Source organism: Sorangium sp. KYC3313, assembly GCF_052075895.1.
In the GTDB taxonomy this organism is placed as follows: Bacteria; Myxococcota_A; Polyangia; order Polyangiales; family Polyangiaceae; genus Sorangium; species Sorangium cellulosum_B.
On the sequence record NZ_CP197255.1, the window covers coordinates 5,576,311 to 5,601,745 of the forward strand.

Below are 25,435 nucleotides of genomic sequence, written 5' to 3' on the forward strand. Positions count from 1 at the left end.
TGTCGTGTCGTTCGTCCTCACATCTTGTGTTGGTATCGAGCGTTTCGAGTGCAACCGTGCGGTGATCTCTGGTAGGAGAGGCGCTGGAAATCGAGAGCGCGCGTCGCTCGAGCTCCCTTGCCATGCCCTCGACCCTGAGCCCGAGGCGCGCTGTGCCTGCGGGGCCCTCGCGAGCTCCGCCGGGCGACCTCGTCGCGCGGAGGACTCCCGGAAGACAAGACCATGCGACGCCCGCTTTTCAGCCCGATCACCGTGGTCCTGCTGCTGCTCACCTGCCCAGTACCGGCGGCGGCAGCGCCGCTCCCGCGGCGGCCGCCGCCGACCGGGCCGGAGCGGGAGATGCTCGACGAGGCGAAGCGGCTCCTGGACGAGGGGCGGCTCGCGGACGCGCGCGACATCCACCTGACGCTGTGGGGGCTCACGAAGAGCGCCTCCGACGCGTTCCGCGTGGGGATGCTGTCATTCAGGCTGCACGAGCTCGATACAACGGCGGAGTGCCAGTTCGAGAAGACCGAGATAAGTGGTTCGGCGGGCGCGGCTGGTGCCCTGATCCGAACGAAGAGGAGATCTGCTGCAATCGCGCCGCGAAGGAGGAGGGCCCTCCCCTGAGCAGCACTGGCAGCACGGACGCCCCTTGCAAAGACATCGGATCGTGGAGGAGTTCATGAGCAACATCGTATGGCTAGCTTTGATCACCGTCCTGGGCCTCTCCGGGGCAGCGTGTGGGCCGGACGAGTACCGGCCCCTTGCGGAGAACGAGGCGGTCGTCATCCGGGTCTACGGATACAACGTGCCGATCGTCCGCGATGGAGTCGAATACCTGGGCGAAGCGGAGGCCTACGTTACGAAGCTGGGCGCCAGCAGCGCGTCCGGCGTCCGAGACCCTGGCGACGGGGAGTACCTCCCCGACAGGTTCGTCGTGAGCAACGGCGCGGAGGAGGCCGAGCTCGTCTGCTACTGGTGGCATGACAGCCATCCAGAGGACGACCTCATCGCCGCCAAGTGCCGCGGTTACCTCAAGCAGGCGGAGCCGGGCCGCGCGATCCATGCCCGGTTCAACGACCTCGACGGCTGGGAGATCGTGATGCCCGAGCTCTCGGAGCTCACGTCTCCCGAGCCGGAGAGCGTGTTCAGCGTCGGCTCCGGCGAGGATCTCGTGCTGGCGTGGGAGCCGCTGGGCAAGGACGACATGATGAGGTGGTCCATCGGACCTGTCAGCTTCGATGAGCCGGGTCCTTGTCTGGACGACGTATCCTGGGACGACTCGTCGGGGGAGGCGGACGACACCGGCTCGTTCACCGTTCCCGAAGGCTCGTACCCCACGGGGCTTCCCGCCGAGGGGTGTCAGGCCTTCGTGCGCTTGAGCCGCGGTCGGGACGGGACCATCGATCCTGACGCCCCAGGGAGCGTGATGTTCGGCATGCAGACGTACAAGATGCGGATGACGCTGAAGCCGTAGCGCCGTCCGGCAGGCGCGCGTGCAGGTCGGGCCTGCCCGATCCTCGTCGGCCTTTCGCTGGCGCAGCACAGGGAAGATCTCCTTACTATCCAGCAGCCTGCTCGACGGAGAGCGCCGGCGCTCGCCTCCTCTTCCCGCCGATGTCATCATGGCGCTCATGCCCCCCGCGCCGGCGATCCAGCGAGAAGACCTTGCGGGCGGAGGCCGACCGATCTTTTGTTGCCGGCAGCCTTCCTCAGCGCAGCCGGCCACGCGGGTGTCCGTGACCCACGCCTTCGCCGCGCTGGCGTTCTACACGAGCGGCTCTTCCCGGATCGAGCAGCGCGGTCGATGGAACATCGAGGCTGGAGACGTCCTCCTGGTGCCTGCCGGACAGCCGCACCGCCCGATCGAGAAGGCGGCCCCGGAGTGGATCGGCGTTGGCTTCTGTGTCCCCTGCTTGGCCGCCGAGGAGGCGGGCACCTTGCTCGAGCCGTTCGAGCGCGTGCGCGCCGGCGCATCCCCCGTCGTTCGGGTGCCCGCGGAGCGTCACGCGCACGTCGAAATGCTCCTTCGCGAGCTGATGCGCGCGACGGAATCGCGCGATGGCGGCGCTCCTGACGTCGTCCAGCGGAGCCTCCTTGTGCTCATCCTCGACGAGGTTCGGCAGGCCGCGCGCTCGCAACACCCTGCCTCGCCGTCGCCGGGAGTCGTCGTCGATGCCCTTCGCTTCATCGAGCGGAATTGCCTTCGTCCGCTCTCGCTGAAGGACGTCGCGCGATCCGTGGGGCGGAGCCCGGCGCACGTGACGACGGCGCTCTCCCGGGCGACAGGCCGGAGCGCGGTCGCGTGGATCGTGGCTGGGAGAATGGCGGAGGCTCGCCGCATCCTCCTCCACTCCGACGAGAGGGTCGAGCTCGTCGCCGAGCGCGTCGGCTACGCGGACGCGACGCACTTCATCCGCATGTTCCGTAGAGAGCACGGGGCGACGCCGGCGGCGTGGCGCGCCGAAGCGCGGGGCAAGGGCCGCACGCTCACACAGGAGACGGTGTCCGGCCGCACACGCTGAAGACGAGGTCGCCGACGAAGGTGGTATTGGCCTTCGTCCGTTCGGCGGCGAGACGTTCTTCCAGGGTGTCCACGTCGATCTCGGCCTCCGAGGCCACGCCTTGCTGCACGATGCGCGGGAGCATCGCGCGAACGATGAACGCGAGGTGATGGTGGATCCTCGGCGTCTGCACGACGGCCTCGGCCCTCACGAGCTGCACGGTCAGGCCGGCCTCTTCAAAAACGCTCGGCATCTGGAATCCCATGTGGAGGCTCGCGCCCTCACGCTCGACGGTCCGCCAGATCCACTGGTGCGCCTGGCGGTGCAGCTCCATGGGGAGGAGGCTGCCCTGGCCCATCGTCGGGTCGTTCTCCTGGAGCAGGATCAAGCCGCCGGCGCGCACGGCCCCGGCCATGGCGCGGACCGCAGCGACAGGATCCGGCTGGTACATGAGCACCCTCCGGCCGACGGCGGCATCGAAGCGCTCGGCGGTGGGGGAGAGCGCGCCGAGGTCCCGCTCTTCGAAGGCGACTCGGCCGAGTCCCAGCTCGGCGGCTCGCCGGCGAGCGACCGCGATGGGGGCCGGATCACGGTCTACCCCGAGCACACAGCCCCCTTCGCCGACGATGCGGGCGACCATGAAGCTCACGTCGCCTCGGCCGCATCCCACGTCGAGGACGCGCATGCCGGGAGAGATGCCGGCGTCGCGCAGAAATCGTTCGGTCATGTCGTTGACCAGGTCTGTCATCGTCGTCTCCGCCAGCTCGTGTCAGCTCGCCCGTCGTTGCTGGTTTCACGCCGGGCTCGTGGGTCAGCGTCCCTGCTGTCTGCAGGACTGTACGGACTGCCTGTCCTGCGCGGCAGTGCGTGTCTTTGTGCTGGATCGGCGGGCTTTGCGATCGATGGGCGGCGGAAGTCCCGGGCGCCCGTCGCGACCGCTGCGGTGCGCGCCGCCGGCCAGACCTGGCCGCGCGTCCCGTGCTCCCCGGCGCCCCGCCGCTGCGCGGCGCAGGCCCCGGCGTGCGCGGGCCCCGCTGCGCGGCCTGTGGCCGGCGTGACGCTGCCCGGCCACCCCGCTCGGCCCGCGCACAGCGGCTCAAGTTGCGCTACTCCTCCACCTAGATGGTGCTCCAACCGATTCGCGTGGCCGCGCTTGCCCTGGTGGCGGGGCTTGTCTTCCTCGGATCTCCGGCGTGCAAGAAGGGCGGGGAGGCCTCGCCCGAGCAGGGGCGCAAGCCCGCGAAGCAGGGGCTCGGCTTCCCGGTCGAGGTCGTGCCCGTCGCGGCGGAGCGGGTCGAGTACGCCGTGACGGCCGTCGGCGCGGTCGAGGCGTTCGAGCAGGTGCAGCTCACCGCGCGGGTCGCCGGCGTCGTCGAGGCGGTGCGGTTCATGGAGGGCGCCGAGGTCAAGGCGGGGCAGGTGCTCGTCGAGATCGACCCGGCCCGGTACAACCTCGCCGTCCGCGCGGCGCGCGCGACGCTCGATCGGATGACCGCCACCCAGGCCGAGGCGACCGCGGGGCTCGAGCGGCGCGAGGCCGAGGGCGCCGACGGCGTCTTCAGCAAGGAAGACGTCGCGTCCTGGCGCTCGAGGGCGGCGACGACCGCCGCGCAGGTCGCCGAGGCGAAGGTCGCCGTCGACCAGGCGCTCCTGAACCTGCGCGACGCCTACGTGCGCGCCCCCATCCAGGGGAAGATCCAGACGCGCACCGTGCAGACCGGCCAGCACGTGCCTGTCGGCACCGTGCTCGCGACGCTCCTGCGCCGCGATCCGCTCCTGCTCCGCTTCCAGATCCCCGCCGCCGACGCCCCGCGGATCAGGCCCGACATGGAGGCGCGCTTCACGGTGAAGGGCGACGCGCGGACCTACAGCGCCAGGCTGACGCACGTCGCCGACGCGGCGGATCCGGCGACGCGCATGGTCGCCGTGACCGGCGAGGTCCAGGGCGAGGGCAAGGAGCTGCTCCGCCCCGGCACCTTCGCCGAGGTGACCGTGCCCGTGGGCGCGAGCGGCGACGCTCCCGTGATCCCCCTCACGTCCGTGCGACCGAGCGAGCGGGGGTTCCTCGCGTACGTGGTCGACGGCACCACCGCGCGCGAGCGCGTGCTCTCGCTGGGCCTGCGCACGCCCGACGGGCGCGTCGAGGTCAAGTCGGGCCTCTCCGTGGGAGAGCTCCTCGTGGCGCGCGGCGCGGAGGCGCTGCGCGAGGGGGCGCAGGTCCGCATCGCGGCGCCCGGCAGCGTGCCGGGAGGCCAATCCCCGGCGCGCCACCCCGAGGGAGGCGCAGACGCCAGCGCCGCCCCGTCCGGCGCGTCACCGCCCGCCGCCTCGTCCGGCGCGTCACCGCCCGCCCCGTCCGGCGCGTCGCCGCTGACCGCTCCCGCCAGCTCGTCACGGAGCGTGCCGTGAGCCTCACCGAAGCCTGCCTCAGGAAGCCGGTCTTCGCCTGGATGCTGATGGCCGCGACCATCGTCTTCGGCCTCGTCGCCGTGTCGCGCATCGGCATCAGCCAGTTCCCCGACGTCGACTTCCCCACCATCACCATCTCCGCCACGCTGGAGGGCGCCGCCCCCGAGATCATGGAGCACGACGTGGTCGAGCCGCTCGAGGAGGCGGCCGTCCAGGTCGAGGGGATCCGATCGATCACGTCGACGTCGCGCCAGGGGAGCGCCTCGGTCACCATCGAGCTCGACCTGTCGCGCGACGTCGACGTCGCGCTCCAGGACGTTCAGACGAAGATCTCCCAGGCGCAGCGGCGGCTGCCGCTCGACCTCGACCCGCCCGTCGTCTCCAAGACGAACCCGGAGGACCAGCCGATCATGTGGGTCGGGCTCTCCGGCCCCTTCTCTCCCCAGCTCGTCGCCGACATCGCGCGTTACCGGCTGAAGGAGAAGCTCCAGACGGTGCCCGGCGTCGGAGAGCTCACGCTCGGCGGCTACCTCGAGCGCAACGTCCGCATCTGGATCGACGCCGATCGACTCGCGGAGAAGGGGCTCACCGTCGCCGACGTCACCGAGGCCCTGCGCCGCCAGCACATCGAGCTCCCCGCTGGCCGCATCGAGACCGAAGGGCGGGAGATCAACGTGCGCGTGATGGGCGAGGCGCTCGATCTCGCGACCTTCAGGCGGATCGTCCTCCGCCAGGGCAACCCCGGCGCGGCCGCCCAGCCGGGCGCTGCCGCCCAGGCGGCGGGGCCGCCGTCGTCGGCGCGCGCCACGGTGTACCTGGAGGACGTCGCGCTCGTCGAGGACGGCTTCGAGGACGTCCGCCGGCTGGCCCGGGTGAACGGGGAGCCGGCCCAGGGCCTCGGCGTGAGGAAGCAGCGCGGCTCGAACGCGGTCGAGGTCGCCCGGGGGGTCCGGGCCGCGCTTGCCGAGGTCCAGAAGTCCCTGCCCGAGGGGATGGAGGTCGGCGTGAACTTCGACTCGACGAAGTTCATCGAGGAGTCGGTCCACGAGATCGAGCTCGAGCTCGGCATGGCCATCGCGCTCACGGCCCTCGTCTGCTGGATGTTCCTCGGCTCGCTCTCGAGCACGCTCAACGTCGTCCTGGCCATCCCGATGTCGCTGCTCGGCACGGTCGCCGCGATCTACTTCCTCGGCTTCACGCTGAACACCTTCACGCTGCTCGGGCTCTCGCTCGCGGTCGGCATCGTCGTCGACGACGCGATCATGGTGCTCGAGAACATCCACCGGCACGCCGAAGACGGGAAGGACCGCGTCCGCGCCGCCCGCGAGGGCACGGCCGAGATCACCTTCGCGGCGCTCGCCGCGACGCTGGCCGTCGTCGCGATCTTCCTCCCGATCATCTTCATGGAAGGGGTGGTCGGCCGGTTCTTCCTCCAGTTCGGCGTGACCCTCTGCATCGCCGTGCTGCTCTCGTACCTGGAGGCGATCACCCTCGCGCCCGCCCGCTGCGCGCAGATCCTCGACGTCTCCCGCGAGGGCCGGGGCCGCCTCGGTCGGCTCGTCGATCGCGGCTTCGAGGCGCTCTCCCGCGGCTATGGCTGGCTGCTCGCTCGGGCGCTCCGGTTTCCGGTCGCGGTCGTCCTGCTCGGCGCGATCCTCTTCGCCGGCGCGATCGTCGCCATGCAGCGCCTCCCGACGGAGTTCGTCCCGTCGCAGGACCAGGGGCGGCTCCTTGTCCGCCTCCAGACGGCGGTCGGCTCGGACATCGAGGAGACCGACCGGCTCTTCCGCCGCGCCGAGGCGGCCGTGGGCGCGAACCCGGCGGTGGAGCGGGTCTTCGCCGTCGTCGGCGGCTTCGGCGGAGGGGGCGGCGTCAACACGGGCATCCTGTTCGTCACGATGAAGCCGGCGGAGGAGCGGGCGCTCTCGCAGGCCGACCTCCAGGGCGCGCTCCGCAAGGAGCTGAACGGCTACCCCGGCCTGCGCGCCGTGGTCCAGGACCTCTCGCAGTCGGGCTTCACGGCCCAGCGCGGGTTCCCTGTCGAGTTCTCGATCCGCGGCCCCGACTGGGACGAGCTCACGAAGCACAGCGAGCGCATCCGGGCCGAGCTCGCGCAGAGCGGCGTCGTCGTGGATCTCGACTCCGACTACCAGCTCGGCATGCCCGAGCTCCGCATCGCTCCCGACCGGGCGCGCGCCGCGGATCTCGGCGTGAGCGTCGAGGCCATCGCGACGACGCTGAACACGCTGATCGGCGGCGGGCGCGTCGCCAAGTACAACGACAACGGGCGCCGCCTGGACGTCCGCGCGCGCCTCCTGGCGGAGCAGCGGAGCCGGCCCGAGGATCTCGCGCGCATCCAGGTGAGGAGCGCGTCGGGCGCGCTGGTCCCGCTGACGTCGGTCGTCACCTACGAGGAGCGCCCCGCGCTCCAGGCGATCACGCGGCGCGACCGCGAGCGCGCGATCTCGGTCTTCGGCAACGTCGCGCCGGGGCGCTCGCAGGGCGAGGCGGTGGCGCGCGTCGAGGAGCTCGGCCGGGACCTGCCGGCCGGCTACCGCCTGGTGCTGGGCGGCGCGAGCGTGACGTTCCGCGAGTCGATGGGCGGCCTCCTCTTCGCGCTGGTGCTCGGGATCCTCGTCGCTTACATGGTGCTCGCGTCCCAGTTCAACTCGTTCCTGCACCCGGTCACGGTGCTGACGATCCTGCCGCTGTCGATCGCGGGCGCCGCCTTCGCGCTGCTCCTGACCGGGCACACGCTCAACATCTTCAGCATGATCGGGATCCTCCTGCTCATGGGGATCGTGAAGAAGAACTCGATCATCCTCGTGGATCACGCGATCGAGGTGAGGCGCGGGCACGGCGAGGGGGCAGGGGAGGTGATGGACGCCCGCGAGGCGATGCTCCGCGCCGGCCCGGTGCGGCTGCGGCCGATCCTGATGACCTCGATCGCGACGCTGATGGCCGCTGTCCCGTCCGCGCTGGCGCTCGGCCCCGGCGCCGAGATCCGGGCCCCGATGGCCGCCGCGGTGATCGGCGGCCTCGTCGTCTCGACGGCGCTCAGCCTCCTCGTCGTGCCGGCGTTCTACGTCGTCGCGGACGACCTGCGGGCGCGCCTTGCGCGGCTCCGGCGGTCGGGCTCCACGTCTCCGACGGGCTCACTTGGGGCCGTGGATCGGTGACCAGTCGGGGGGCGGGTTGAAGGCGAGGTCGATGAGCGATCCGAACGCCTCGCTCGTCAGGACGGTGGCTCCCGCTTCCACCTCTCCGCCCGCGACGAGCTCGGCCTTGGCGATCGCCGCCGCCGAACCGACCCGGGAGGGCAACCACAGGTTCCCCTGCTGATCGAAGGCGATGCTCTCCGGAAGCGCCAGCACCCCCACGCCGAGTTGAACCTCGGGGGTGAGCTCCGCCGATGCTTCGAGATCGCCGGGCTCGAACTTTGCGATGGTGTTCGAGCTCCAGTAACCCACCCAGAGCGCGCCCTGCTCGTCGAACGCGAGCCCCGTCGGCTGGCCCAGCGGCCCGATCACCGGCTCGGGGGTGAGCGCCTTCAGCACCACGTCGGCGGGATCCCCGTCGTCTGCGGCGAGCCGCTCGGCCGCGTACATCAGCACCGCGTCCTGCTCGGCGCTCGCCACCCACAGGTTGCCCGATCCGTCGAACGCGAGCGCTTGAACGTTCTCGATCTCGTCTCCGGTGATGGTCACGGAGGGCTCCACCACGCCGGAGCCTTCGAGATCGGCCGCGTCGATCCTCAGCAGATGGTCGCGGATCCCGACCCAGAGGTTGCCGGCGGCGTCGAACGCCAGACCGCCCGCGGCGCAGGGGATGACGCCCGCGCACGCCTCGGACACGTCGAGCACGCGATCCGGGGCGGCCTCGCTGCTCTCGCCCAGCGTGTCGACGAGCCGCACGGTGATCTGGCCCGCGTTGGCCGATACCCACAGGTTGCCGGCCCCGTCGAACGCGATAGCGCCCTGGTTGATGATCTCGGCGCTCCCCTGGAAGGCGACGCTCGGTGTTACCGCGCCCGACTCGAGCAGCGCCTCGCCGTCGAGCGCGCCGACCAGCTGGTCGCCGTTCTGCGCGGTGAACCAGAGCTGGTGGCTCCCGGGCGTGAGCTCGTAGTTGAAGGTGACCTCGGTGGTCGTGCCGTCGGCGACGCAGGCGCTCTGCTCCGGGTCTTCGGGCCGGTACACGAAGCCGACGCGTTCGTCCTCCGGGTAGTCGGCCACGCTGCCTGCGCGCAGCGTGTACTCACCCGCCGGCGTGTCGAGGGACGCGCTCGAGACCAGGCGCTCGTCCGGCACTCCCGGCGAGGTCACGGCGACGTCGCCGGCGTCGTTCGGACTCACGATCTCGACGTCGAGCGTGCCCTCGCCTTCGGCTTCGCACGCCGCGCCACCACCTGCACCGCCGCCGCCGTCACCGCCCGAACCCGTGTCCGACGGGTTGTCGTCGTTGTCCCCACAGCCCGCTGAAATCAACGCTGCGAGCAGAACCCAGGAAAGTCGTTTCATGGGGCACGAGTCTATCCTGCACTCCGTCACGGTGCTGACGATCCGACCGTTGTCGATCGCGGGCGCCGCCTTCGCGCTGCTGCTGACGGGGCACACGCTCAACACCTTCAGCATGATCGGGATCCTCCTGCTCATGGGGATCCTGAAGAAAAACTCGCTCATTCTGGTGGATCACGCGATCGAGGTAGGCGCGACGGGGGGCGCGCGACCCACGATGCAGCGCGCGGCGAGGGCGGGCCGGCGGCCGATGCCACGATGTACCGGGAGGGCGGACGCGCGCACCACGATGCTTCGCGTGGGACCGGTGCGGCTGCGCCCCATCCTGTGCTGTCAATCGCGACCCTGATGGCTGCGGTCCCGTCGGCGCTGGCGCTCGGCTCCAGCGCCGAGATCAGGGCGCCCATGGCTGCGGCCGTCATCGGCGGGCTCCTCGTTTCGATGGCGCTCAGCCTCCTCGTCGTGCCGGCGTTCTACGTGGTCGCGGACGACGTACAGGGGTGCGTCGTGCGGCTTCGCGCCCGACGCACCCGGCAGCGCCCGAGGGCTAGCGTCGGTCGTTGAGTTCGCGGCCAGCAGAGGGCGCGGGCACCTGCGAGGACGGGGGCGAGTTGCGGAGCGTTACCTCGAGCGCGTCGCGAAGCGGCGGAAGCCTGCGACGCTGTAGCGGTTATGGCTCTGCCCGGGAAGGAATACGAAGATGAGCCGCAGCGGCTCGCGGTCTATATGCTGGACCATAGAGATAGGCCGTGCAGTACCGTTGCTTCCGATGTTGGGCAGGCGGACGCCTCGCGAGGGGGGGATGGACGTTGTCGACAAGAGCATCGTCTGGCACGCACGCGCACGTCGTCGGAGAACTGCGCTCGCGGAGGATGTGTTCCCGCTTGCATTCGGGGACGCTAAAGAGTAGAAAACCCGAGTTCGTCGCGCGGCCCTATATGAGCTTCGGCCATTCTGAAGCTGTGTTTTCGAAGGAGAGTCATGCCCGCAGTCGTGTCCGACTTGCTTCAAGGCAAGGCCAAGCCTGTCACTGTAACGCAAGATGAGCCAATCGGATCTGCCCTGGCACAGATGATCCGGTACGACTACAGCCAACTTCCGGTTGTAGGGGGCGACGACCGATGCGTGGCCATTCTAACGGCGGATGCCATCGCTCGAACGCTGAACAACTTCGGCGTAGCACCTGACGCACTGCGGGTGTTCGATGCGATGGACGAGCGCGTCGTGACTTGCCGCGACGATGATGACCTTCTAGACGTGCTCGACGATCTTCACCGCAACCCTGCCGTTCTTGTCCTCGCGCCGCACGAGGCGCTCATCGGGATAATAACCAGTCACGACACGACGGAGTATTTTCGACGGCGAGCACAAGATATCATGCTCGTGCAGGATATCGAAGAAACGGTGAAGGACTATGTGCTCTTGCCGTTTAAGAACGGTGGCGATGAGGTGAACCAAGATGCGCTTCGTTCGGCGATTGACAGTATTACGCCCTCGAACCTGAAAGAGCTTCGAGGTCCTTTTAATAAAGCTATTGGTCGCTACCTGGAACTTCGTGACGGAGCGGACGCGAAGGTCGATAGTAGCGCTGCTAGTACTGCATTTCAGGAGCATTTGTATCGCAAGGAAGCGGTAAAGCCGTTCGACAAGCTGTCGCTCAACGAGTACATCGAGCTGTTCGTTTCAATGGATCGATGGCCTAGCTACGAGCCCGTTCTTCGGATCAAGCGAGAGGCTCTCAGGCGCTTGCTATGGGCTGTTCGTGACACGAGGAACGACCTGGCGCACTTCCGTATCGATATCTCAGAGCAGCAGCGTGATGAACTCAGATTCTGTCGCGACTGGTTGGTGCGACACCAAGAGGCGGTCACGGAGGCATTCGCTGCGAGTTCAGCTCCTCAGTCCACCGCAGCTGGACCCGGCGAGGCTAGCCCGCCTCCTGGACCGCCGCCCCCGGGCGCGGGCGCAGCAGGTGCCACGGGACAGCCACCGCCCGTGCCACCCGTCGAGGAGACGGATCAACCGGATGGGAGCCGCTACGGAAGGCTGAATGCGTGGATGAGGACCTGGCCCGCGAGTCAGGACCGCGTTTCTGTCTCGTTCGCGGAGATCGAGAATGTTCTTGGCGGTAAGTTGCCCGCGTCGGCGCGCGAGCATCGATCATGGTGGGGAAATAACGCTACCGGACACGCGCAATCGAAGCAGTGGCTCGATGCGGGCTGGCGTGTGGTGAGCGTGAGCTCGCGCGGTGAAACCGTAACGTTTGCGCGTAACAAGGAGCGCGAGGCTGCCTATATTGCATTTTACAATGATCTTATCCGCAGACTTCAACATGCCGGCGCTGCTCCGATGCAAACTTCGCCTATCGGAGCTAGTTGGTTCACGTTCGCGCCGCTGCCTGATGTTGTTCCGAGGATCGCTTACTTGAATTTCTCGTTCGCTCGAAGCAAGGAACTTCGAGTCGAGCTCTACATCGATAGCGGCGATAGGGCCAAGAATAAGTCGGTCTTTGATGCGCTCCGCGGTCACAAGGAGGAGATCGAGGCGGCTCTCGGTGAGCCCCTGAGCTGGGAGCGGATGGACGAGAAACGCGCGTCGCGCATCGCGCTGTACTATCCTGGCTCTATTACCGACGAAAAGGGACTGGACGAACTGCGAGAGCGTGCTGTCGCAGCAATGCTTCGCTTTCAGAGGATCATGAGCGGCCAGTTTGCCAAGGTGCTCGGCACAAACGACACGGCTCGTACATAGTTTGAATTCGTAACAGGCGTCCGGCGGCGCAAGTTCTGCTGCGCCAGTCCGCGTGCCCAACGCGGCGCTGGTGCTGTCCGCGCCTACGACGCGGCAGCACACAGCCAAATCTTTAGCCAGCGCGGCCTCGTTGAACTGCTGAAGGCAATCTCGACGCTGCGATGACGCGCACCGCAGCACGGTCGGAATCCGGACGGCGCGACGCGCCGACCTCGACGACAGAACCTCTTTCCGGTCCAGGCGTACGTGCACCGGCGCTGCGGTCCCGGATCGGCGTGACGGTGCGGCGGTGCGCACCTCGCCGTCGGCGCCGCTCGCTCTTGACCACGCGCTGCGCCGCCCCGCGCCCCTTGTGGTATCCTGCGGCTCATGGAGCGAGCCATCCAGAACCCGCCGCCTGGCTTCGACGAGCTCACCGTGAACGAGCAGATCGAGTACGTCCAAGCGCTCTGGGAGCGGATCGCGGCGAGGGAGGACGAGGTGCCGGTACCTGAGTGGCACAGCGCCGAGCTCGATCGCCGGCTCGCCGAGTACGAAGCAGCGCCAGATGCTGGCCGGTCCTGGGAAGAGGTCGAGGCCGACCTTCGTGCGAGCCTCGCGGCGCGTCGATGATCCGGCTCATCGTACGCCCGTCTGCCGAGCTGGACATCCGGGAGGCGGCGGAATGGTACGAGGACGAGGAGGCGGGGCTGGGCGGACAGTTCGTTGATGAACTGCGGCATATCGTCCGCCGGATCCGCGAGCTCCCGTCACAGTTCCCCGAGGTCGGGCGGGGGACTCGCCGTGCACTGCTCAAGCGATTCCCGTATGCGATCTACTTCCTGCTTCGTGGTGAAGCAGACCAGCGGGCGGCGGTGATCCTTGCCGTACTCCATCAGCGGCGCCGCCCGTCTGTTTGGAAGAAACGCACTCGAGACGAAGGTGGAGCGGGCTAATTCGGCGCTGGCGCCGACGCCGGCCGGATCCTGCCGGTTCATTTCCGCCCGCGCTCGCCGGACCCATGACCGAGACAAGCCGCTCGACATCCCGCTTCATGCGCGCCTAGCGTGCGCCACGTCCGGCGAACGACCCCATGACCCCTCCCCAGAACCCCCTCCTCAACGACCGCGACGTCGAGTTCCTCCTCTACGAGGTGCTCGACGCGCCGCGCCTCTGCGAGCTCCCGTATTTCGCCGATCACGCGCGCGACACGTTCGATCTCTACCTCCAGAGCTGCCGGCGCTTCGCGCGGGAGGTGCTGTTCCCGACCTACAGGCAGGTCGACGAGGCGCCGCCGCGCTTCCAGGCGGGCGCCATCACGGTGCACCCCGCCGTCCAGCGGGTCTTCCGGCCGATGGTCGAGCTCGGGGTGCTCACCGCGGCGCGGCCGGCCGCGGTGGGGGGCCAGCAGCTGCCGCTCGTCGTCGCCACGCTCGCGGGGGCCTACCTGCAGGCGGCGAACCTGAGCGCGTGCGGCTACCTCAGCCTGACGGCCGGCGCGGCGCACCTCATCGAGACGTTCGGCGACGACGCCCTGCGGTCCGCCTTCATGACCCGGATGTACGCCGGCGAGTGGACCGGGACGATGGCGCTCACCGAGCCCCAGGCCGGCTCGAGCCTCGCCGACGTGCAGGCGAGCGCGGTGAAGACCGACGCGGGCCACTACCTCGTCCGCGGCTCGAAGATCTTCATCTCGGGCGGCGACCACGACCTCACCGAGAACATCGTCCACCTCACGCTCGCGCGCATCGAGGGCGCGCCTCGGGGCATCAAGGGCGTGAGCCTGTTCGCCGTGCCCAAGCGGCGGCCCGAGGGCGGGCAGCTCGTCCCGAACGACGTCGAGGTCGCCGGCATGATCCACAAGCTCGGCTGGCGCGGGCTCCCCAGCCTGTCGCTCAGCTTCGGCGAGAAGGGGGACTGCCACGGCTACCTCGTGGGCAGCCCCCACCAGGGCGTCGCCTGCATGTTCCAGATGATGAACGAGGCCCGCATCCTGGTCGGCGCGAACGCCGTGGCGACCGCCTCCGCGGCCTACCACGAGGCGCTCGGCTACGCGCTCGTCCGGCCGCAGGGCCGGCCGCTCGGCGCGAGGGACCCGGGGGCGCCGCAGGTGCCCATCATCGAGCACGCCGACGTGCGCCGGATGCTGCTCCGGCAGAAGGCCATCGTCGAGGGCGGCCTCGCGCTCGTCTCCACGACCGCGCTGTACGCCGATCTCGCGGCCCACGCCGCGGACGCGGCGGAGCGGGAGCGCGCCCAGCGGCTCCTCGACCTGCTCACCCCCATCGCCAAGACCTTCCCCGCCGAGAAGGGCTTCGAGTCGAACGCCCTCGCGCTCCAGGTCCACGGCGGCTACGGCTACTCGAGCGAGTACCTCCCGGAGGCCTGGCTCCGGGATCAGAAGCTCAACTCGATCCACGAGGGCACGACGGGGATCCAGGGCCTGGACCTGCTCGGCCGCAAGGTCGTGGCCGGGAACGGCGCCGCGCTCATCGCGCTCGGCGGCGAGATCCGGCAGACGATCGCCCGGGCGCAGCGGGCCGGCGTCGAGCCCGCGTGGGGCGAGCGCCTCGGCGCGGCGCTCGCGCTGCTCGGCGAGGTGACGGTGCAGCTCGCCGAGGCGGGGATGCACGGCGACACCGAGCGGATGCTGCGGCACAGCGCCGATTACATGGAGCTCGTCTCCGTGGTCGTGGTGGCCTGGCAATGGCTCGCGATGGCCGCAGCCGCCCGCGAAGGGCTCGCCAGGGGCGCCGCTCCGGCCGGCTTCTACGAAGGCAAGCTCTGCGCGGCGCAGTACTGGCTCTCGACGGAGCTGCCCCGGGTCGAGGCGCTCGCCGCGCTCTGCCGCGCCGGCGAGGACTCGTACGCCAGGATGCAACCCGGGTGGTTCTGAGGCGGGCGCGCGGCTCCCGGCCGCTTCGGCACCCCCGGGTGGTTCCGAAGCGGCGGCGGTCCCCCGGCTTCCTCGCCGGTCCGCCGGTCCGCCGGTGTCTCGTTGGTGAGTTCGCTCACCGCCGACGGCACCGGCGATGGCGCGGGACGAAGCGGATCGGCTGCTCCAGGTATGTCCTTGGAGCAACATCTTGGAGAGCTTACCTTGTTCCGGCCGGGTGCTTACGCTACCTGATTGACGCCACCTTCAGGGGTGGCCGGACAAGGGCAAGGCAGCGGGCTACCCAGGCGCGCTCCTTGCTTGACAGGCGACCCAGGATTCCTCCACCAGGAGAGCGAGATGCACGTCCCGACGACGGCGATCCGGCCTCAGCTCGATATTCGTGCCCAGGCGCCCGTGCCCACGAAGCACGGCGTCTTTCAGATGTTGGTGTTCCACTTTGGCGGGGCGACGAGCCCCGACCAGGGGCTGTCTCCCGATCACGTCGCGCTCGTCATGGGCGACGTGCGCGGCCGGTCGGACGTGACCCTGCGCGTCCACTCCGAGTGCCTCACGAGCGAGGTGTTCGGCTCCCTCAAGTGCGACTGCCGCGAGCAGCTCGAGGCGGCCCAGGCCGAGATCGGGCGCCGCGGGCTCGGCGTGGTGCTCTACCTCCGGCAGGAGGGGCGCGGCATCGGGCTCGCCAACAAGATCCGGGCGTACCAGCTCCAGGCGTTCGGCCACGACACGGTCGACGCGAACCGCATCCTCGGCCTGCCGGACGACGCCCGCGGTTACGAGCCCGCGGCCGCGATGATCGAGCACCTCGGCATCGAGTCGATCCGGCTCCTCACGAACAACCCCGACAAGGTCGACGCGCTCCGCGCGCTCGGCGTCCGGATCGCCTCGCGCTCGGCGGCCATCGTCCCGGCCAACCCGTTCTCCGCGCCCTACCTCGAGGCGAAGCGCCTCCGGATGGGCCACGTCATCCCGTCGCTGCGGGACGGCGAGAGCGCCGCGGCCGGCGACGCCGAGTAGCCGCGGGGCCTGATTTCAGCCCCGCCGCAGCGCCACGGCCGCGGCGCGCTCGAGCACGCGGAACGTGAAGCTCTCGGTGAGGAAGAGCTCGACGACCTGTCTGTCGTGCCCGTCGTAGCCGATGGACAGGTCTTCCCCCACGGTCAGCTCGAAGTCGCCGCCTCGCGTGCTCAGGAGCACGCCGCCTTCGAGCGCGGGCGCCCATACGATCGGCCCGTCGATCAGCTGGCCCTCGATGTGCTTGCGGAGCGGATAGCCGTCCTCCGCGGCCGCGGCCAGCTCGTCGTACGCCTTCGGGCCCAGCGCGAGCGCATAAGGACCGTCGACGCCCGCGGCGCGGAGCACCTCTCTCGCCTCCACCACGGCGCGCGGCCACGCCTCCGGTGCAGGGATCCCCACGGGCTTGTGCGGCGCGACCTCCAGGATCCCTTCGATCCCGGCGGCCGCGAGCCCGTTGAAGATGGCGCCGTCCTCGAAGCGCGCGGCGTGCTCGGCGGCGCGCACGACGTCCTCGATGTTGGGCTCCTGCGCGCCGCGCCCGACGGCGTCCAGCTCGGCGAGCTCGAGGCGGATGGGCGCGCGGAGCTCGACGAGCGGCCGCACGAGGCGGACGCCCGCGCTCACCGGGGACGCGTCCTTCCGCTCGATCGCGCGCAGGCGGCCCGTGTTGACGGCGGCGACCTCCCACCCGAACGGGCCGCGGAAATCGACGACCTTGCGGCCGGCGAGGTGCAGCTTGAGCACGCGCGTCGCCTCGTGATCGATGAGGTCCCACGCGGCGGGGAGGATGGGAGCGAGCTCGCGCTTGAGGAGATCCATGATCATGCCCCCTTCAGGCTCCCGATGCCGAGCGCGCCGCCCGGCGCCATGGCGCCGGCCTTGGCCGTGGCGCCGAGCTTCGCCGCCTCCTCGGCCGCTTCCACCTCGACGATCGGCCCCTGGCTGTTGAGATAGATGTCGATCTTCTCCTGGAAGACGCGATCATTCCGCCGGAGCCACTCGAGGTTCATCATCGCGTGCTCCACCTCCTCCTCGAGGTGGTGGAGCAGCACGGCACGGAGCTCCGCGTCCGAGCACGCCTCGGCGCGCTGCTGGTACCAGTCGATCGCCTCGAGCTCCTCGATCAACGAGACGATCGCGCGGTGCCGTTCCTTGGTCGCCTCCGACAGGAGCTCCGGCAGCTCGTGGTAGTTCTCGCTCGACACGCCGCTTCGTCCTTCTGCCTAGGCGCTCTTTCGCGCCGTTTGCACCTGGAACGCCACGATCTCTGGCTCGACGTTCGAGCGGCCGCAGGCCGTGCACTGGACCGTGCGCTCCCGCTTCTGGCGCTCGAACTCGGAGAGCGGCGCGACCACCTCGAACTCGGCGCCGCAGTCGTTGCACTTGAACTCGTACGTCGGCATGGGGGCTCCGTCCTGCAAATGTGAACTGAATCACATACGCGGGCACAGGCGAGATCCGTGCCCTCCCAGGATTCGAGCCGACCCAGGTTGCAGCCGGACGAGCACGAATGTCTTCGGCGTCGCGCGAAAATGACCTACGCGGTCGTCGCCGGAGGCCGAGCTACAGCCGCGGCCGGAAGCTCGGGCCGGCGCGCCGATGCGCTCGCGGCGCGCCTCCGGGCGCTGGAAGGTGTGATCCCGAGGGGCCGGCCGGTCGCCTCGGCGCCCCCCACCGTGCGTGAACAGCACGGGGGCACGTTGACCTCGCCCGCTTCTGGCCGGTCATCTGCGCTTCTCAGCGACGCCGTCCACATGCGACAGGGCGATCCCGGGCCTACTTCTTCGACGCGTCCTTCAGCCGTGCCTTGAGCCGCGTCGCGTATCCCTCCTTGTTCTCCTGCTTCACCCGGCCGATCGCCAGCGCCTCGTCCGGCACGTCGCGGGTCACGGTCGTGCCCGTCGCCACGTAGGCGCCCGCGCCGATCTTCACCGGGGCGACGATCTGCGAGTCGCTGCCGATGAAGGCGCCGGCGCCGATCTCGGTCCGGTGCTTCCGGAAGCCGTCGTAGTTGCAGAAGATCGTCCCGGCGCCGACGTTCGCGCCCTCGCCGATGTCGCCGTCGCCGAGGTAGGCGAGGTGGTTCGCCTTCGCGCCCTTCCGGACCACCGTCTTCTTGGTCTCGACGAAGTTGCCGATGTGCGCGTCGGCCTCGATCTGGCTCTCCGGGCGGAGGTGCGAGAACGGCCCGATCTGCGCGCCGGCGCCGATCGACGACTGCGAGGCGACCGTGTACGGCTTCACGGAGGCGCCCGCCTCGACGACCACGTCCGTGAGCACCGAGCCCACGTCGATCCGCGCGCCCGCGCCCACGCGCGTCCGGCCCCGCAGCACCACGGCGTGCTCGATCACGGCGTCCGGCTCGACGGCCACGCCCGCGTCGACGCGGGCGCTCGTGCGGATCGTGACGCCGCTCTTGCGCAGCCGGTCGGCGACGCGGCCGTAGAGCACCTCCTCGGCGGCGGCGAGCTGCGCGCGGTCGTTGATGCCCACGAGCGAGCCGGCGTCCCTCGCCACGACCGCCGCGGCGCCGCCGGCCTTCGCCGCCTGCGCGACGATGTCGGTCAGGTAGAGCTCGCCCTGCGCGTTGTCCGTCGTCAGCCCGGCCAGCGCGCGCCCGAGGAACCCGCTGCGGGCGAGGTACACGCCGGGGTTCACCTCGGTGATCGCGCGCTCCTCGAGGGTCGCGTCCTTGTGCTCGCGGATGCCGATCACGCGGCCCGACGCGTCGCGGAGGATCCTGCCGTACCCCGTCGGATCGGAGACCTCCGCGGTGAGCATCGCGATCGGCGCGTCGCCCGCGCGGTCGAGCGCCCCGCGGAGCTGCGTGAGCTGCTCCGGGTCGAGCAGCGGCGTGTCGCCGCACAGGATCAGGATCGCCTCGGAGGTCGGGTCGATGTGCGGCATGGCGCAGCGCACCGCGTCGCCCGTGCCGCGCTGCTGGGGCTGGAGCGCGGTGCGGACCTTCTTCCCCTGGGCGCCGAACGCCTTGTCCAGGGCCGCCGAGACCTCGTCGCGGCCGTGGCCGACGACGACCACCACGTCGGAGGCGCCGGCGGCCAGCGCCGCGTCGACGACGTAATGGAGCATCGGCCGGCCGCAGAGCTCGTGGAGCACCTTCGGCCGGGCGCTCTTCATCCGGGTCCCTTGTCCAGCAGCGAGAACGACAGCGGTGAGCGGGGTGGGTTGGGTCGCCATCGCTCCTCAGCCTATACCCACGAGCCCGCCGCCGTCCCCGTCGCAGCGCAGTGAACCCTGGAGAACGTGCGCTCCGCGCAGCCCATCCCACACCCCCCAGGGGCGCCAAGCCTCTACGCACCTGGAGTGGAATCGTCTACCCTGGGGGCAACTGGGGGAGGTTGTCGTCATGCGCAGGCGCGCGCTGGGTTCCTCGGCCGCTGGGATGCTCCGGCTGGTCGCGCTCGTCTCGGCCGGCGGGGTGATCGCTTCGTGTCACGAGCCGCTCGACACGACGCGGGTGGCGCCTCCCAGGGTCAAGGAGGGCGGCGGGCTGGGCGACGACGTCTTCGGCATGCTCTGCGACCGCGTGGGCGCGTCGAGCCTCCACGAGGACCCCACGGGCGCCTCGTACCAGCGCGTCTGTCACTACGATCGCGAGGGCAGGTACGAGGACGACGTTGACGTCTCGCTGCTCCCGCCGGTCTCCGGCGCGCGGGCGGAGCAGGCGCGCAGGCTGGGCGTGGCCAAGGTGGAGGCCATGGCGCGGTGGCGCAACGCCCTCGTGGACGCCGTCAACGCCGCGGTGCCGGACATCGAGATCGACAACGTCGCGCCCGGCGAGGGGGGCGGCACGATCCGGCTGCACGATGCCGTCCTGAGCCTCTCGCAGACCCTCGCGCCGCTCTACGAGACGAACCCGTTCGACGCGGCGGGGCCGCCGGTCCTGCCCGCGTCGACCCGGGGGATCGCCCGGCTCCTCGACGCGCTCATCCACGGCGGCGAGGAGAGCGCGCGGCCGGCGGAAGCGGAAGCGGAAGCGGAAGAGGAGAGCGACCAGAAGAGGCAGCGGGAGCGGGCGCCGATCGCCTGCGACCGGGCAGAGGGGCGGGAAACGCCCGTCTGTGCGCTCGCGAGCATCTGGGGGCGCCAGGGCTATCGCTCGGCGGAGGTGGGGCTCGGCATGGCGGGCGCGGCGCTCGCGTACCCCGGGCTGCGCCCGATGACCGTGGCGGCGCTCGACGTGCTCGGCCCCGGCGGCCCGGGGGCGCCCGCGCTCCAGGCGCTGCTCGCGGCCGGCGAGCAGGCGCTGGCCACGCTGTCGCCGCCGGAGCGGGCGCCGCTCGCGATCGACACCGCCACCGCGCAGCCGAGCCGCCCGCGCACGACCCTGGAGCTCGCGCAGGCGGCGCTGCTCGCGGAGCACCCCGCGCTCGCCGCGCCGCCGTCGATCTTCATCGCCCGCCGCGACGGGCGCGGGTGGGTCCTCCCCCAGGGCGACGCGGTCCCCGCGCCTTTCGCCGACGCGGACGGCGACGGCCTCGCCGACGTCGACGCGTCCGGCAGGTTCGTGGACCGGACCGGCGCGCCGCTCGCGATCGAACCGCCGTTCGCCATCCCCGGCGTCACCGAGCCGCCGCGGGACCCGTTCGGGGGCCTCTCGCCGGAGCTCTACGCCTACGTCGACACCTCCCGCACCGTCCTCGGCGCGGCGCTGCGGTCGATCGTGCCGCTCGTCGACGGGACCCGGTACGCGGGCAAGGGCGATCCGGAGCCGTGGAAGACCGAGCACGAAGGGCTCATGTACGCGCTCTCCGGCGCGTACCTGCTCTTCGGCGACCGCGAGGAGGCCCGCTACGACGTCCGCCGCGGCAGGGTCGTGCCGACGGACGAGCGGTGCGACGGCTGCCTGTCGTACCGCCGCTTCCGCGGCGAGGACTCGCCGCTCGCCGACCTCGCGCACGCGGTCGGCCAGGTGCTCGCCGACAGGGACTCGGACGTCCTCCTGCTCACGCTCATCGATCTGCTCGAGAACCGCGAGGCGGAGCTCGCACGCATGACCGCCGCGGCGCTGCGCATCCGGGACGTCGCCCGCGAGCACGACCGGCTGGCCGCCCAGGGCAAGGAGGCCCCCGCGCGGATCGACGACGAGGCGCCGCTCTGGGACGAGCTCGCGGCGGCGCTCGGCAGGGCCGTGGAGCAGCCGGGGCTCGTGGCGCGCTTGCTCGAGGCGATCGCGGGCGGCGCGCTCCTCACCCCGCACGGCAGCGCGCGGCACGCGGGCGACGCGATCGCGGCGATGCTCACGACCCGCGACCAGTACGCGTACAACCCGGCGGACCTGAACGGCCCGGCCATCAACCTCACGGTCGGGGCGCCGTCGACGGCGGCCCCGAAGACGCCGGTCGACCCGAAGAAGCCGAGGGGCGGCGACAACCGCTCGGGCATGGAGCGGCTGATGCAGCTCATGCACGACACCGCCGGCGTCAGGCAGTGCAACAAGGAGGGCGCCGTGGTGAGCGCCTTCGAGATCACGGTGCCTTTCGTCGAGTTCGCCGAGTGCGAGCTGTTCCAGATCGACGACCTGGCGGCCTTCTACCTCGACTCGCTCCTCCCCGACGGGGACCCGAAGCGGGCCGAGCTCGAGGTGAAGCCCTCGGCCCTGGCGCTGCTCGTGACCGACTCGGTGCTCGTGGACTCCAGCGGCATCGGCGGCCTGACGAGCCACCCCACGCCGGCCGCGCTCAGCCGGCTCATCTACTTCGGGGCGGACTCGGGCAGGTTCCCGGGGCTGCCGGACCTGGATCCCTTCCGGACCGGCGCGAACCTGACGACGAACCTGTTCATCTCGGGGACGCTCGAGCCGGCCGGCACGATCCATTGCCCCAGGAACGCGCTGGGCGTGAACGCGTGCAGCTCCCCGGAGAACCTGATCCGGGTGCGCCACCCGGGGACGACCTACCTCCTGGAGCAGCTCGGGCTCGCCGCGTACCTGGGCCCCATCGTGAAGGCGTTCGCCGACGTCGACCAGGGCACCACCGGCGAGGCGATCCTGACCGATCTCTTCAGCACGGCGTACCGCCACTGGCCGGGCAAGGAGCACGGGCCGGAGTGCGTCAAGGCCGGCTCGCCCGAGACCAACACCGCGTACTGCTCGGAGGCAGGTGTCAACAGCTACGAGCCGCTCGTGGCCGACGCGCTCCGGGCCGAGGACGTCCTGGCGTCGTCGGTGGCGTTCGCCCGGATGGCGCGCGACACGTCCGTGACCGTGCGGCGCGGCCCCGCGGCAGATCGGCCGCTGACGAAGGCCCAGGTCATCGAGAAGCTCGCGCGCATCCTCTTCAGCGCCCGCTACGCGGCCGGCGTGGGCATGGTCGACCGCTTGGGGAAGAAAAATGCCACGTGGACGGATGGACGGGTCCAGGACCAGCTCACCGTGTTCACCCTCCTCGCCGGCGCTCTGAACGGCGTCGACGCGCGCTTTGCGCAGCGCAATGCGCCCGGCGCCGCCGAGCGAGAGGGCCAGTGGAAGCGCGGCGTGGACGAGCTCGTCGATGCGCTGCTCGCGGTCGAGGGGTCGGGGCCCGAGGCCCGGTTCAAGAACCGCGCGCTCCCGAGGATGGGCGCCCTCGTCCTGCGCGTCCTCCGAGAGCAGCTGAACGCCCGCTGCCCCGATCGCGAGACGACCGGGCGGTGCGCCTGGGCGCAGAAGGAGCTCGGCGCCACGGTGAGCGACCTCCTGAGCCACCCGCTGTTCGCCGCCGCCGCCGACGTGATGGAGGCAGTCCGCGCCCACGAGCCGGCGCGGCGGGAGATCGAGCGGTTCCTCACCTACCTGCTCGACGCGGACGCAGCCGGCGCCCCGTTCCAGGTGCTGCCGACGGCGCTCGCCGACGGCCTCCAGCTCCTCGCCGACGACGACGCCTTGCGCCGGATCCTGAAGGCCGCATCGACCGCGCTGACCCCGGCGGGGGCCGCCGGCGGGCCGGGCGCGGCCGACGCGGGGCTCGTGGCGCTGAAGGCGCTCCACGACGATCGCTACGACAGGTACCGCGCGATGGAGCGCGTGCTGCCGGCGCTCGTGACGCCGATGGCGGACGGCCGAGCGCCGCTCGACGTGTTCCTCGACGCGTTCGCGGACGTGAACCGCATCGAGGCCGGGAGCGGCGCGCCGCTGACGGCGGAGGACTACCGGCAGCTGTTTGTCTCGGCCAGGGACTTCCTGACGGACGAGACCCGCGGGCTCGAGCAGATCTACGCCATCGTCAAGAACCGGCCGCACGAGTGATGCACGTGCGAACGCCCACGATCCGCGCCGTGCTCTCCGTGGCGTCCGCCGCGGGGGCGCTCCTCCTGCCCGCGGGCGACGCCGGCGCCGCCGGGCTGTACTTCACCGACCGCGGCGTCCGCCCGTCGTCCCGCGGCGGGGCGTACATCGCCGGCGGCGACGATCTCGGGGCGATCGCCTACAACCCCGCGGGCGTCTACGAGGCCGGCACCCAGGTCCTGTTCGACGTCGGGCTCTTCGAGTGGCGCAGCCGGCACACGCGCCAGGCGATCGTACGGCAGGTCGACCCGAACACCGGCGAGCCGACGGGCGCGAGCTTCGTGCAGACGATGGAGCCGGTGACCGGCAGCGCGCCGGTGCTGCCGATCCCCACGCTGGCGGCGTCGTTCAAGGTCGATCCGCGGTGGGTCGTCTGGGGCGGGACGTGGGCGCCGTACGCGGCCCTCTCCAGCTATCCGGAGCAGGTGAACGGCATGCCGGCGCCCCAGCGCTACGCGCTGCTCACGCTCGAGGGCTCCGCGCTCGCCCTCGTGGGGGTTGGGGCGGCGTACGCGCCGTCGCCCGAATGGCGCTTCGGCGCCGGGCTCGGCGCGCTGGTCGGCGCGTTCAACAGCCGGATGGTCGTCTCCGGGTGCCTCCCGGAGCGGATGTTCTGCGCGCCCGAAGATCCGGAGTGGGACATCCATTCCGAGCTCAGCGTCGCGCCCATCGTCGCGCCCACGGGCCAGCTCGGGGCGCTCTTCGTCCCGACGCCGCGCTGGCGCGTCGGCCTGGCCTTCCAGCTGCCCATCTGGGTGCGCGCGCCGGCCAAATTCAGGGCGCGGCTCCCCGCGGCGCCCGTCTTCGAGCGCGCCGTCCAGGAGGGCGAGGACGCCGACGTCGCGTTCGATCTGCCGTGGATCCTCCGCGCCGGGGTGGAGGCGCGGGTCGTGGACGACCTGCGCGTGGAGCTCGGGCTCGGCGTCGAGGGCTGGAGCATGCACGACGACATCCTCGTCGAGCCCGACGGCGTGGTGCTCCGGAACGTCGCCGGCCTCCCGGAGGAGTTCCGCGTGCCAGCCGTCTCGTTCCCGCGGCGGTTTCAGAGCTCGCTCTCGGCGAGGCTCGGGGGTGAGTATTCCTTCGATCTCGCGGGCGCGCGGTGGGATCTGCGCGCCGGCGTGAGCCTCGAGCAGAGCGCCGTCCCGCCCGGGTACCTGTCGGTCCTCACGATCGACGCGACGAAGCTGACGACGGCGGCCGGCCTCGGCGTCCACCTCGGCCGGTGGCGCCTCGACGCGAGCTACGCGCACGCCTTCGCCGCGGACGTGAGGGTCGATCCGAGGGAAGCGCGGCTCCCGCAGGTGAGCCCGGTGCGGGCCAATCCGCCGGAGGACCCGAACACCATCAATGGCGGCGCCTACAGCGCCCGGGCGAACGTCGTCGGGCTCGGCGTCGCCTACACGTTCGAGACAGCCGGGAGCGGCGTTATCCGGCCCGCAGCTCGCGCAGCCGCTCCGTGAGCCGGGGGCCGTCCAGCCAGCTCAGGTCCTTGTCCACGCTCGTCTCGATGTGGTTGCTCACCTGCTTGCTCACCGTGCCGCGGAGCAGGCCCAGGAAATGCGGCGGCGCGACGAGCACCAGCGTCTCGTAAGCGTGCTCGTTCAGACCCTTCTCCAGCACCTCCGCGAGCTCCAGGGCGAACTTCTGCTTCTCGACCTCCTTGGGATCGGTGTCGGGGGCGGCGCCCGGACGGCCGAGGTACTGACCCCCCGGGCCGCCGACAGGGCTGCCGCTCCCGCCGGGGGTGCCGTTCGGCTTGCGGCCGTGCGCGTCGGCCATCAGATCCCGCACGCGCGCCCGGCTCTCGTCATGATTGTACGACTCGAGCAGGGTGAAGCCCTTGCCAGCAGGCTCTTCGCGATAGAGCTGGGCACGGCTTGCGTCGGAGACCAGGATCCATGTCTTCCGTGCTGCCTTCTTTGCCATAAGCCTCCACGGGGGAATCAACCTTCCCTTGGTTTACGTTAAAGACCGACCCCACGCGGCGCAAGCGGCCGGAGGGCCGAGTCCGACGCAATTCGGTAGTCGCACCCCGAGAGGCAGGCTCCAGCAGGCTCGACCACCTGCGCGCGGCCTGAATCCATGGAGAGCG

Annotated in this window: 19 protein-coding genes and 1 pseudogene; 13 read left to right on the forward strand and 7 right to left on the reverse strand. The window is 70.7% G+C overall.

Going from position 1 to position 25,435, the window contains the following annotated elements:
* Positions 1-339 precede the first annotated feature (339 nt).
* From ACSRUE_RS21840 to ACSRUE_RS21850, 3 genes are read left to right on the forward strand one after another with little or no spacing between them, the layout of a single operon-like run.
* Entirely contained in the window at positions 340-609 is a 270-nt protein-coding gene (locus tag ACSRUE_RS21840) for a hypothetical protein (protein WP_441292685.1), read from the forward strand.
* A 55-nt stretch (positions 610-664) separates the two neighbouring features.
* Positions 665-1,459, forward strand: coding sequence for a hypothetical protein (locus ACSRUE_RS21845; RefSeq protein WP_441292686.1), 795 nt, complete (start codon positions 665-667; stop codon positions 1,457-1,459).
* Positions 1,460-1,478: 19 nt separating this feature from the next.
* Positions 1,479-2,507 (forward strand): helix-turn-helix domain-containing protein, encoded by a 1,029-nt coding sequence (locus tag ACSRUE_RS21850; RefSeq protein ID WP_441292687.1) that lies wholly within the window; start codon positions 1,479-1,481, stop codon positions 2,505-2,507.
* Here ACSRUE_RS21850 and ACSRUE_RS21855 read toward each other — a convergent pair.
* A complete protein-coding gene (locus ACSRUE_RS21855; RefSeq protein ID WP_441292688.1) occupies positions 2,473-3,234 on the reverse strand; it encodes a methyltransferase domain-containing protein in 762 nt (253 codons plus the stop codon). The two genes, ACSRUE_RS21850 and ACSRUE_RS21855, sit on opposite strands and share 35 nt — an antisense overlap.
* Before the next feature lie 374 nt (positions 3,235-3,608).
* Here ACSRUE_RS21855 and ACSRUE_RS21860 point away from each other — a divergent pair, with 374 nt between their 5' ends.
* Complete coding sequence (locus ACSRUE_RS21860; RefSeq protein WP_441292689.1) at positions 3,609-4,895, forward strand: efflux RND transporter periplasmic adaptor subunit; 1,287 nt, start codon at positions 3,609-3,611, stop codon at positions 4,893-4,895.
* Positions 4,892-8,074 (forward strand): efflux RND transporter permease subunit, encoded by a 3,183-nt coding sequence (locus ACSRUE_RS21865; protein WP_441292690.1) that lies wholly within the window; start codon positions 4,892-4,894, stop codon positions 8,072-8,074. The genes ACSRUE_RS21860 and ACSRUE_RS21865 overlap by 4 nt, the downstream gene beginning before the upstream one ends.
* Here ACSRUE_RS21865 and ACSRUE_RS21870 read toward each other — a convergent pair.
* Positions 8,051-9,415, reverse strand: coding sequence for a Vgb family protein (locus tag ACSRUE_RS21870; protein ID WP_441292691.1), 1,365 nt, complete (start codon positions 9,413-9,415; stop codon positions 8,051-8,053). The two genes, ACSRUE_RS21865 and ACSRUE_RS21870, sit on opposite strands and share 24 nt — an antisense overlap.
* A 10-nt stretch (positions 9,416-9,425) precedes the next feature.
* Here ACSRUE_RS21870 and ACSRUE_RS21875 point away from each other — a divergent pair.
* The 6 genes and pseudogenes from ACSRUE_RS21875 to ribA form a co-directional block, all read left to right on the forward strand.
* Positions 9,426-9,976, forward strand: a pseudogene (locus tag ACSRUE_RS21875) (efflux RND transporter permease subunit); the annotation flags it as partial.
* A 417-nt stretch (positions 9,977-10,393) separates the two neighbouring features.
* Positions 10,394-12,163 carry a DUF4268 domain-containing protein gene (locus tag ACSRUE_RS21880; protein WP_441292692.1) on the forward strand — a complete coding sequence of 590 codons (1,770 nt, stop codon included), beginning with the start codon at positions 10,394-10,396 and terminating at the stop codon, positions 12,161-12,163.
* Positions 12,164-12,532: 369 nt separating this feature from the next.
* Positions 12,533-12,775 carry an addiction module protein gene (locus ACSRUE_RS21885; RefSeq protein ID WP_441292693.1) on the forward strand — a complete coding sequence of 81 codons (243 nt, stop codon included), beginning with the start codon at positions 12,533-12,535 and terminating at the stop codon, positions 12,773-12,775.
* A complete protein-coding gene (locus tag ACSRUE_RS21890) occupies positions 12,772-13,098 on the forward strand; it encodes a type II toxin-antitoxin system RelE/ParE family toxin (RefSeq protein WP_441292694.1) in 327 nt (108 codons plus the stop codon). Before ACSRUE_RS21885 ends, ACSRUE_RS21890 begins: the two co-directional genes overlap by 4 nt.
* 137 nt (positions 13,099-13,235) lie before the next feature.
* Positions 13,236-15,038, forward strand: coding sequence for an acyl-CoA dehydrogenase (locus tag ACSRUE_RS21895; protein WP_441292695.1), 1,803 nt, complete (start codon positions 13,236-13,238; stop codon positions 15,036-15,038).
* A 339-nt stretch (positions 15,039-15,377) separates the two neighbouring features.
* Positions 15,378-16,055 carry a GTP cyclohydrolase II gene (gene ribA, locus ACSRUE_RS21900; RefSeq protein WP_441292696.1) on the forward strand — a complete coding sequence of 226 codons (678 nt, stop codon included), beginning with the start codon at positions 15,378-15,380 and terminating at the stop codon, positions 16,053-16,055.
* Positions 16,056-16,070: 15 nt separating this feature from the next.
* Here ribA and ACSRUE_RS21905 read toward each other — a convergent pair whose 3' ends face one another.
* The 4 genes from ACSRUE_RS21905 to glmU form a co-directional block, all read right to left on the reverse strand.
* On the reverse strand, positions 16,071-16,874 hold the full coding sequence (locus tag ACSRUE_RS21905; protein WP_441292697.1) for a family 1 encapsulin nanocompartment shell protein: 804 nt from the start codon (positions 16,872-16,874) through the stop codon (positions 16,071-16,073).
* 2 nt (positions 16,875-16,876) lie between these two features.
* Positions 16,877-17,260 carry an encapsulin-associated ferritin-like protein gene (locus ACSRUE_RS21910; RefSeq protein WP_437766132.1) on the reverse strand — a complete coding sequence of 128 codons (384 nt, stop codon included), beginning with the start codon at positions 17,258-17,260 and terminating at the stop codon, positions 16,877-16,879.
* A gap of 18 nt (positions 17,261-17,278) precedes the next feature.
* A complete protein-coding gene (locus ACSRUE_RS21915) occupies positions 17,279-17,458 on the reverse strand; it encodes an FmdB family zinc ribbon protein (protein ID WP_441292698.1) in 180 nt (59 codons plus the stop codon).
* 373 nt (positions 17,459-17,831) lie between these two features.
* Positions 17,832-19,193 carry a bifunctional UDP-N-acetylglucosamine diphosphorylase/glucosamine-1-phosphate N-acetyltransferase GlmU gene (gene glmU / locus ACSRUE_RS21920; protein WP_441292699.1) on the reverse strand — a complete coding sequence of 454 codons (1,362 nt, stop codon included), beginning with the start codon at positions 19,191-19,193 and terminating at the stop codon, positions 17,832-17,834.
* 229 nt (positions 19,194-19,422) lie between these two features.
* Between glmU and ACSRUE_RS21925 the strand changes: the two genes are divergently transcribed.
* Together ACSRUE_RS21925 and ACSRUE_RS21930 are read left to right on the forward strand one after the other, a co-directional pair.
* The gene (locus ACSRUE_RS21925) at positions 19,423-23,301 is read left to right on the forward strand and encodes a hypothetical protein (RefSeq protein WP_441292700.1); all 3,879 of its coding nucleotides are present in this window, start codon (positions 19,423-19,425) and stop codon (positions 23,299-23,301) included.
* Positions 23,301-24,803 (forward strand): OmpP1/FadL family transporter, encoded by a 1,503-nt coding sequence (locus ACSRUE_RS21930; protein WP_441292701.1) that lies wholly within the window; start codon positions 23,301-23,303, stop codon positions 24,801-24,803. The genes ACSRUE_RS21925 and ACSRUE_RS21930 overlap by 1 nt, the downstream gene beginning before the upstream one ends.
* Here the strand turns inward: ACSRUE_RS21930 and ACSRUE_RS21935 are convergent.
* Positions 24,769-25,269, reverse strand: a complete 501-nt coding sequence (locus ACSRUE_RS21935) for a host attachment protein (RefSeq protein WP_441292702.1) — start codon at positions 25,267-25,269, stop codon at positions 24,769-24,771. The two genes, ACSRUE_RS21930 and ACSRUE_RS21935, sit on opposite strands and share 35 nt — an antisense overlap.
* Between the last annotated feature and the right edge of the window lie 166 nt (positions 25,270-25,435).

Coding starts and splice junctions, on each gene's coding strand:
- ACSRUE_RS21840 (WP_441292685.1), top strand. CDS start 340: ATGCTCGACGAGGCGAAGCGGCTCCTGGACGAGGGGCGGCTCGCGGAC.
- ACSRUE_RS21845 (WP_441292686.1), top strand. CDS start 665: ATGAGCAACATCGTATGGCTAGCTTTGATCACCGTCCTGGGCCTCTCC.
- ACSRUE_RS21855 (WP_441292688.1), bottom strand. CDS start 3,234: ATGACAGACCTGGTCAACGACATGACCGAACGATTTCTGCGCGACGCC.
- ACSRUE_RS21860 (WP_441292689.1), top strand. CDS start 3,609: ATGGTGCTCCAACCGATTCGCGTGGCCGCGCTTGCCCTGGTGGCGGGG.
- ACSRUE_RS21870 (WP_441292691.1), bottom strand. CDS start 9,415: ATGAAACGACTTTCCTGGGTTCTGCTCGCAGCGTTGATTTCAGCGGGC.
- ACSRUE_RS21880 (WP_441292692.1), top strand. CDS start 10,394: ATGCCCGCAGTCGTGTCCGACTTGCTTCAAGGCAAGGCCAAGCCTGTC.
- ACSRUE_RS21885 (WP_441292693.1), top strand. CDS start 12,533: ATGGAGCGAGCCATCCAGAACCCGCCGCCTGGCTTCGACGAGCTCACC.
- ACSRUE_RS21890 (WP_441292694.1), top strand. CDS start 12,772: ATGATCCGGCTCATCGTACGCCCGTCTGCCGAGCTGGACATCCGGGAG.
- ACSRUE_RS21895 (WP_441292695.1), top strand. CDS start 13,236: ATGACCCCTCCCCAGAACCCCCTCCTCAACGACCGCGACGTCGAGTTC.
- ribA (WP_441292696.1), top strand. CDS start 15,378: ATGCACGTCCCGACGACGGCGATCCGGCCTCAGCTCGATATTCGTGCC.
- ACSRUE_RS21905 (WP_441292697.1), bottom strand. CDS start 16,874: ATGGATCTCCTCAAGCGCGAGCTCGCTCCCATCCTCCCCGCCGCGTGG.
- ACSRUE_RS21915 (WP_441292698.1), bottom strand. CDS start 17,458: ATGCCGACGTACGAGTTCAAGTGCAACGACTGCGGCGCCGAGTTCGAG.
- glmU (WP_441292699.1), bottom strand. CDS start 19,193: ATGAAGAGCGCCCGGCCGAAGGTGCTCCACGAGCTCTGCGGCCGGCCG.
- ACSRUE_RS21925 (WP_441292700.1), top strand. CDS start 19,423: ATGCGCAGGCGCGCGCTGGGTTCCTCGGCCGCTGGGATGCTCCGGCTG.
- ACSRUE_RS21930 (WP_441292701.1), top strand. CDS start 23,301: ATGCACGTGCGAACGCCCACGATCCGCGCCGTGCTCTCCGTGGCGTCC.
- ACSRUE_RS21935 (WP_441292702.1), bottom strand. CDS start 25,269: ATGGCAAAGAAGGCAGCACGGAAGACATGGATCCTGGTCTCCGACGCA.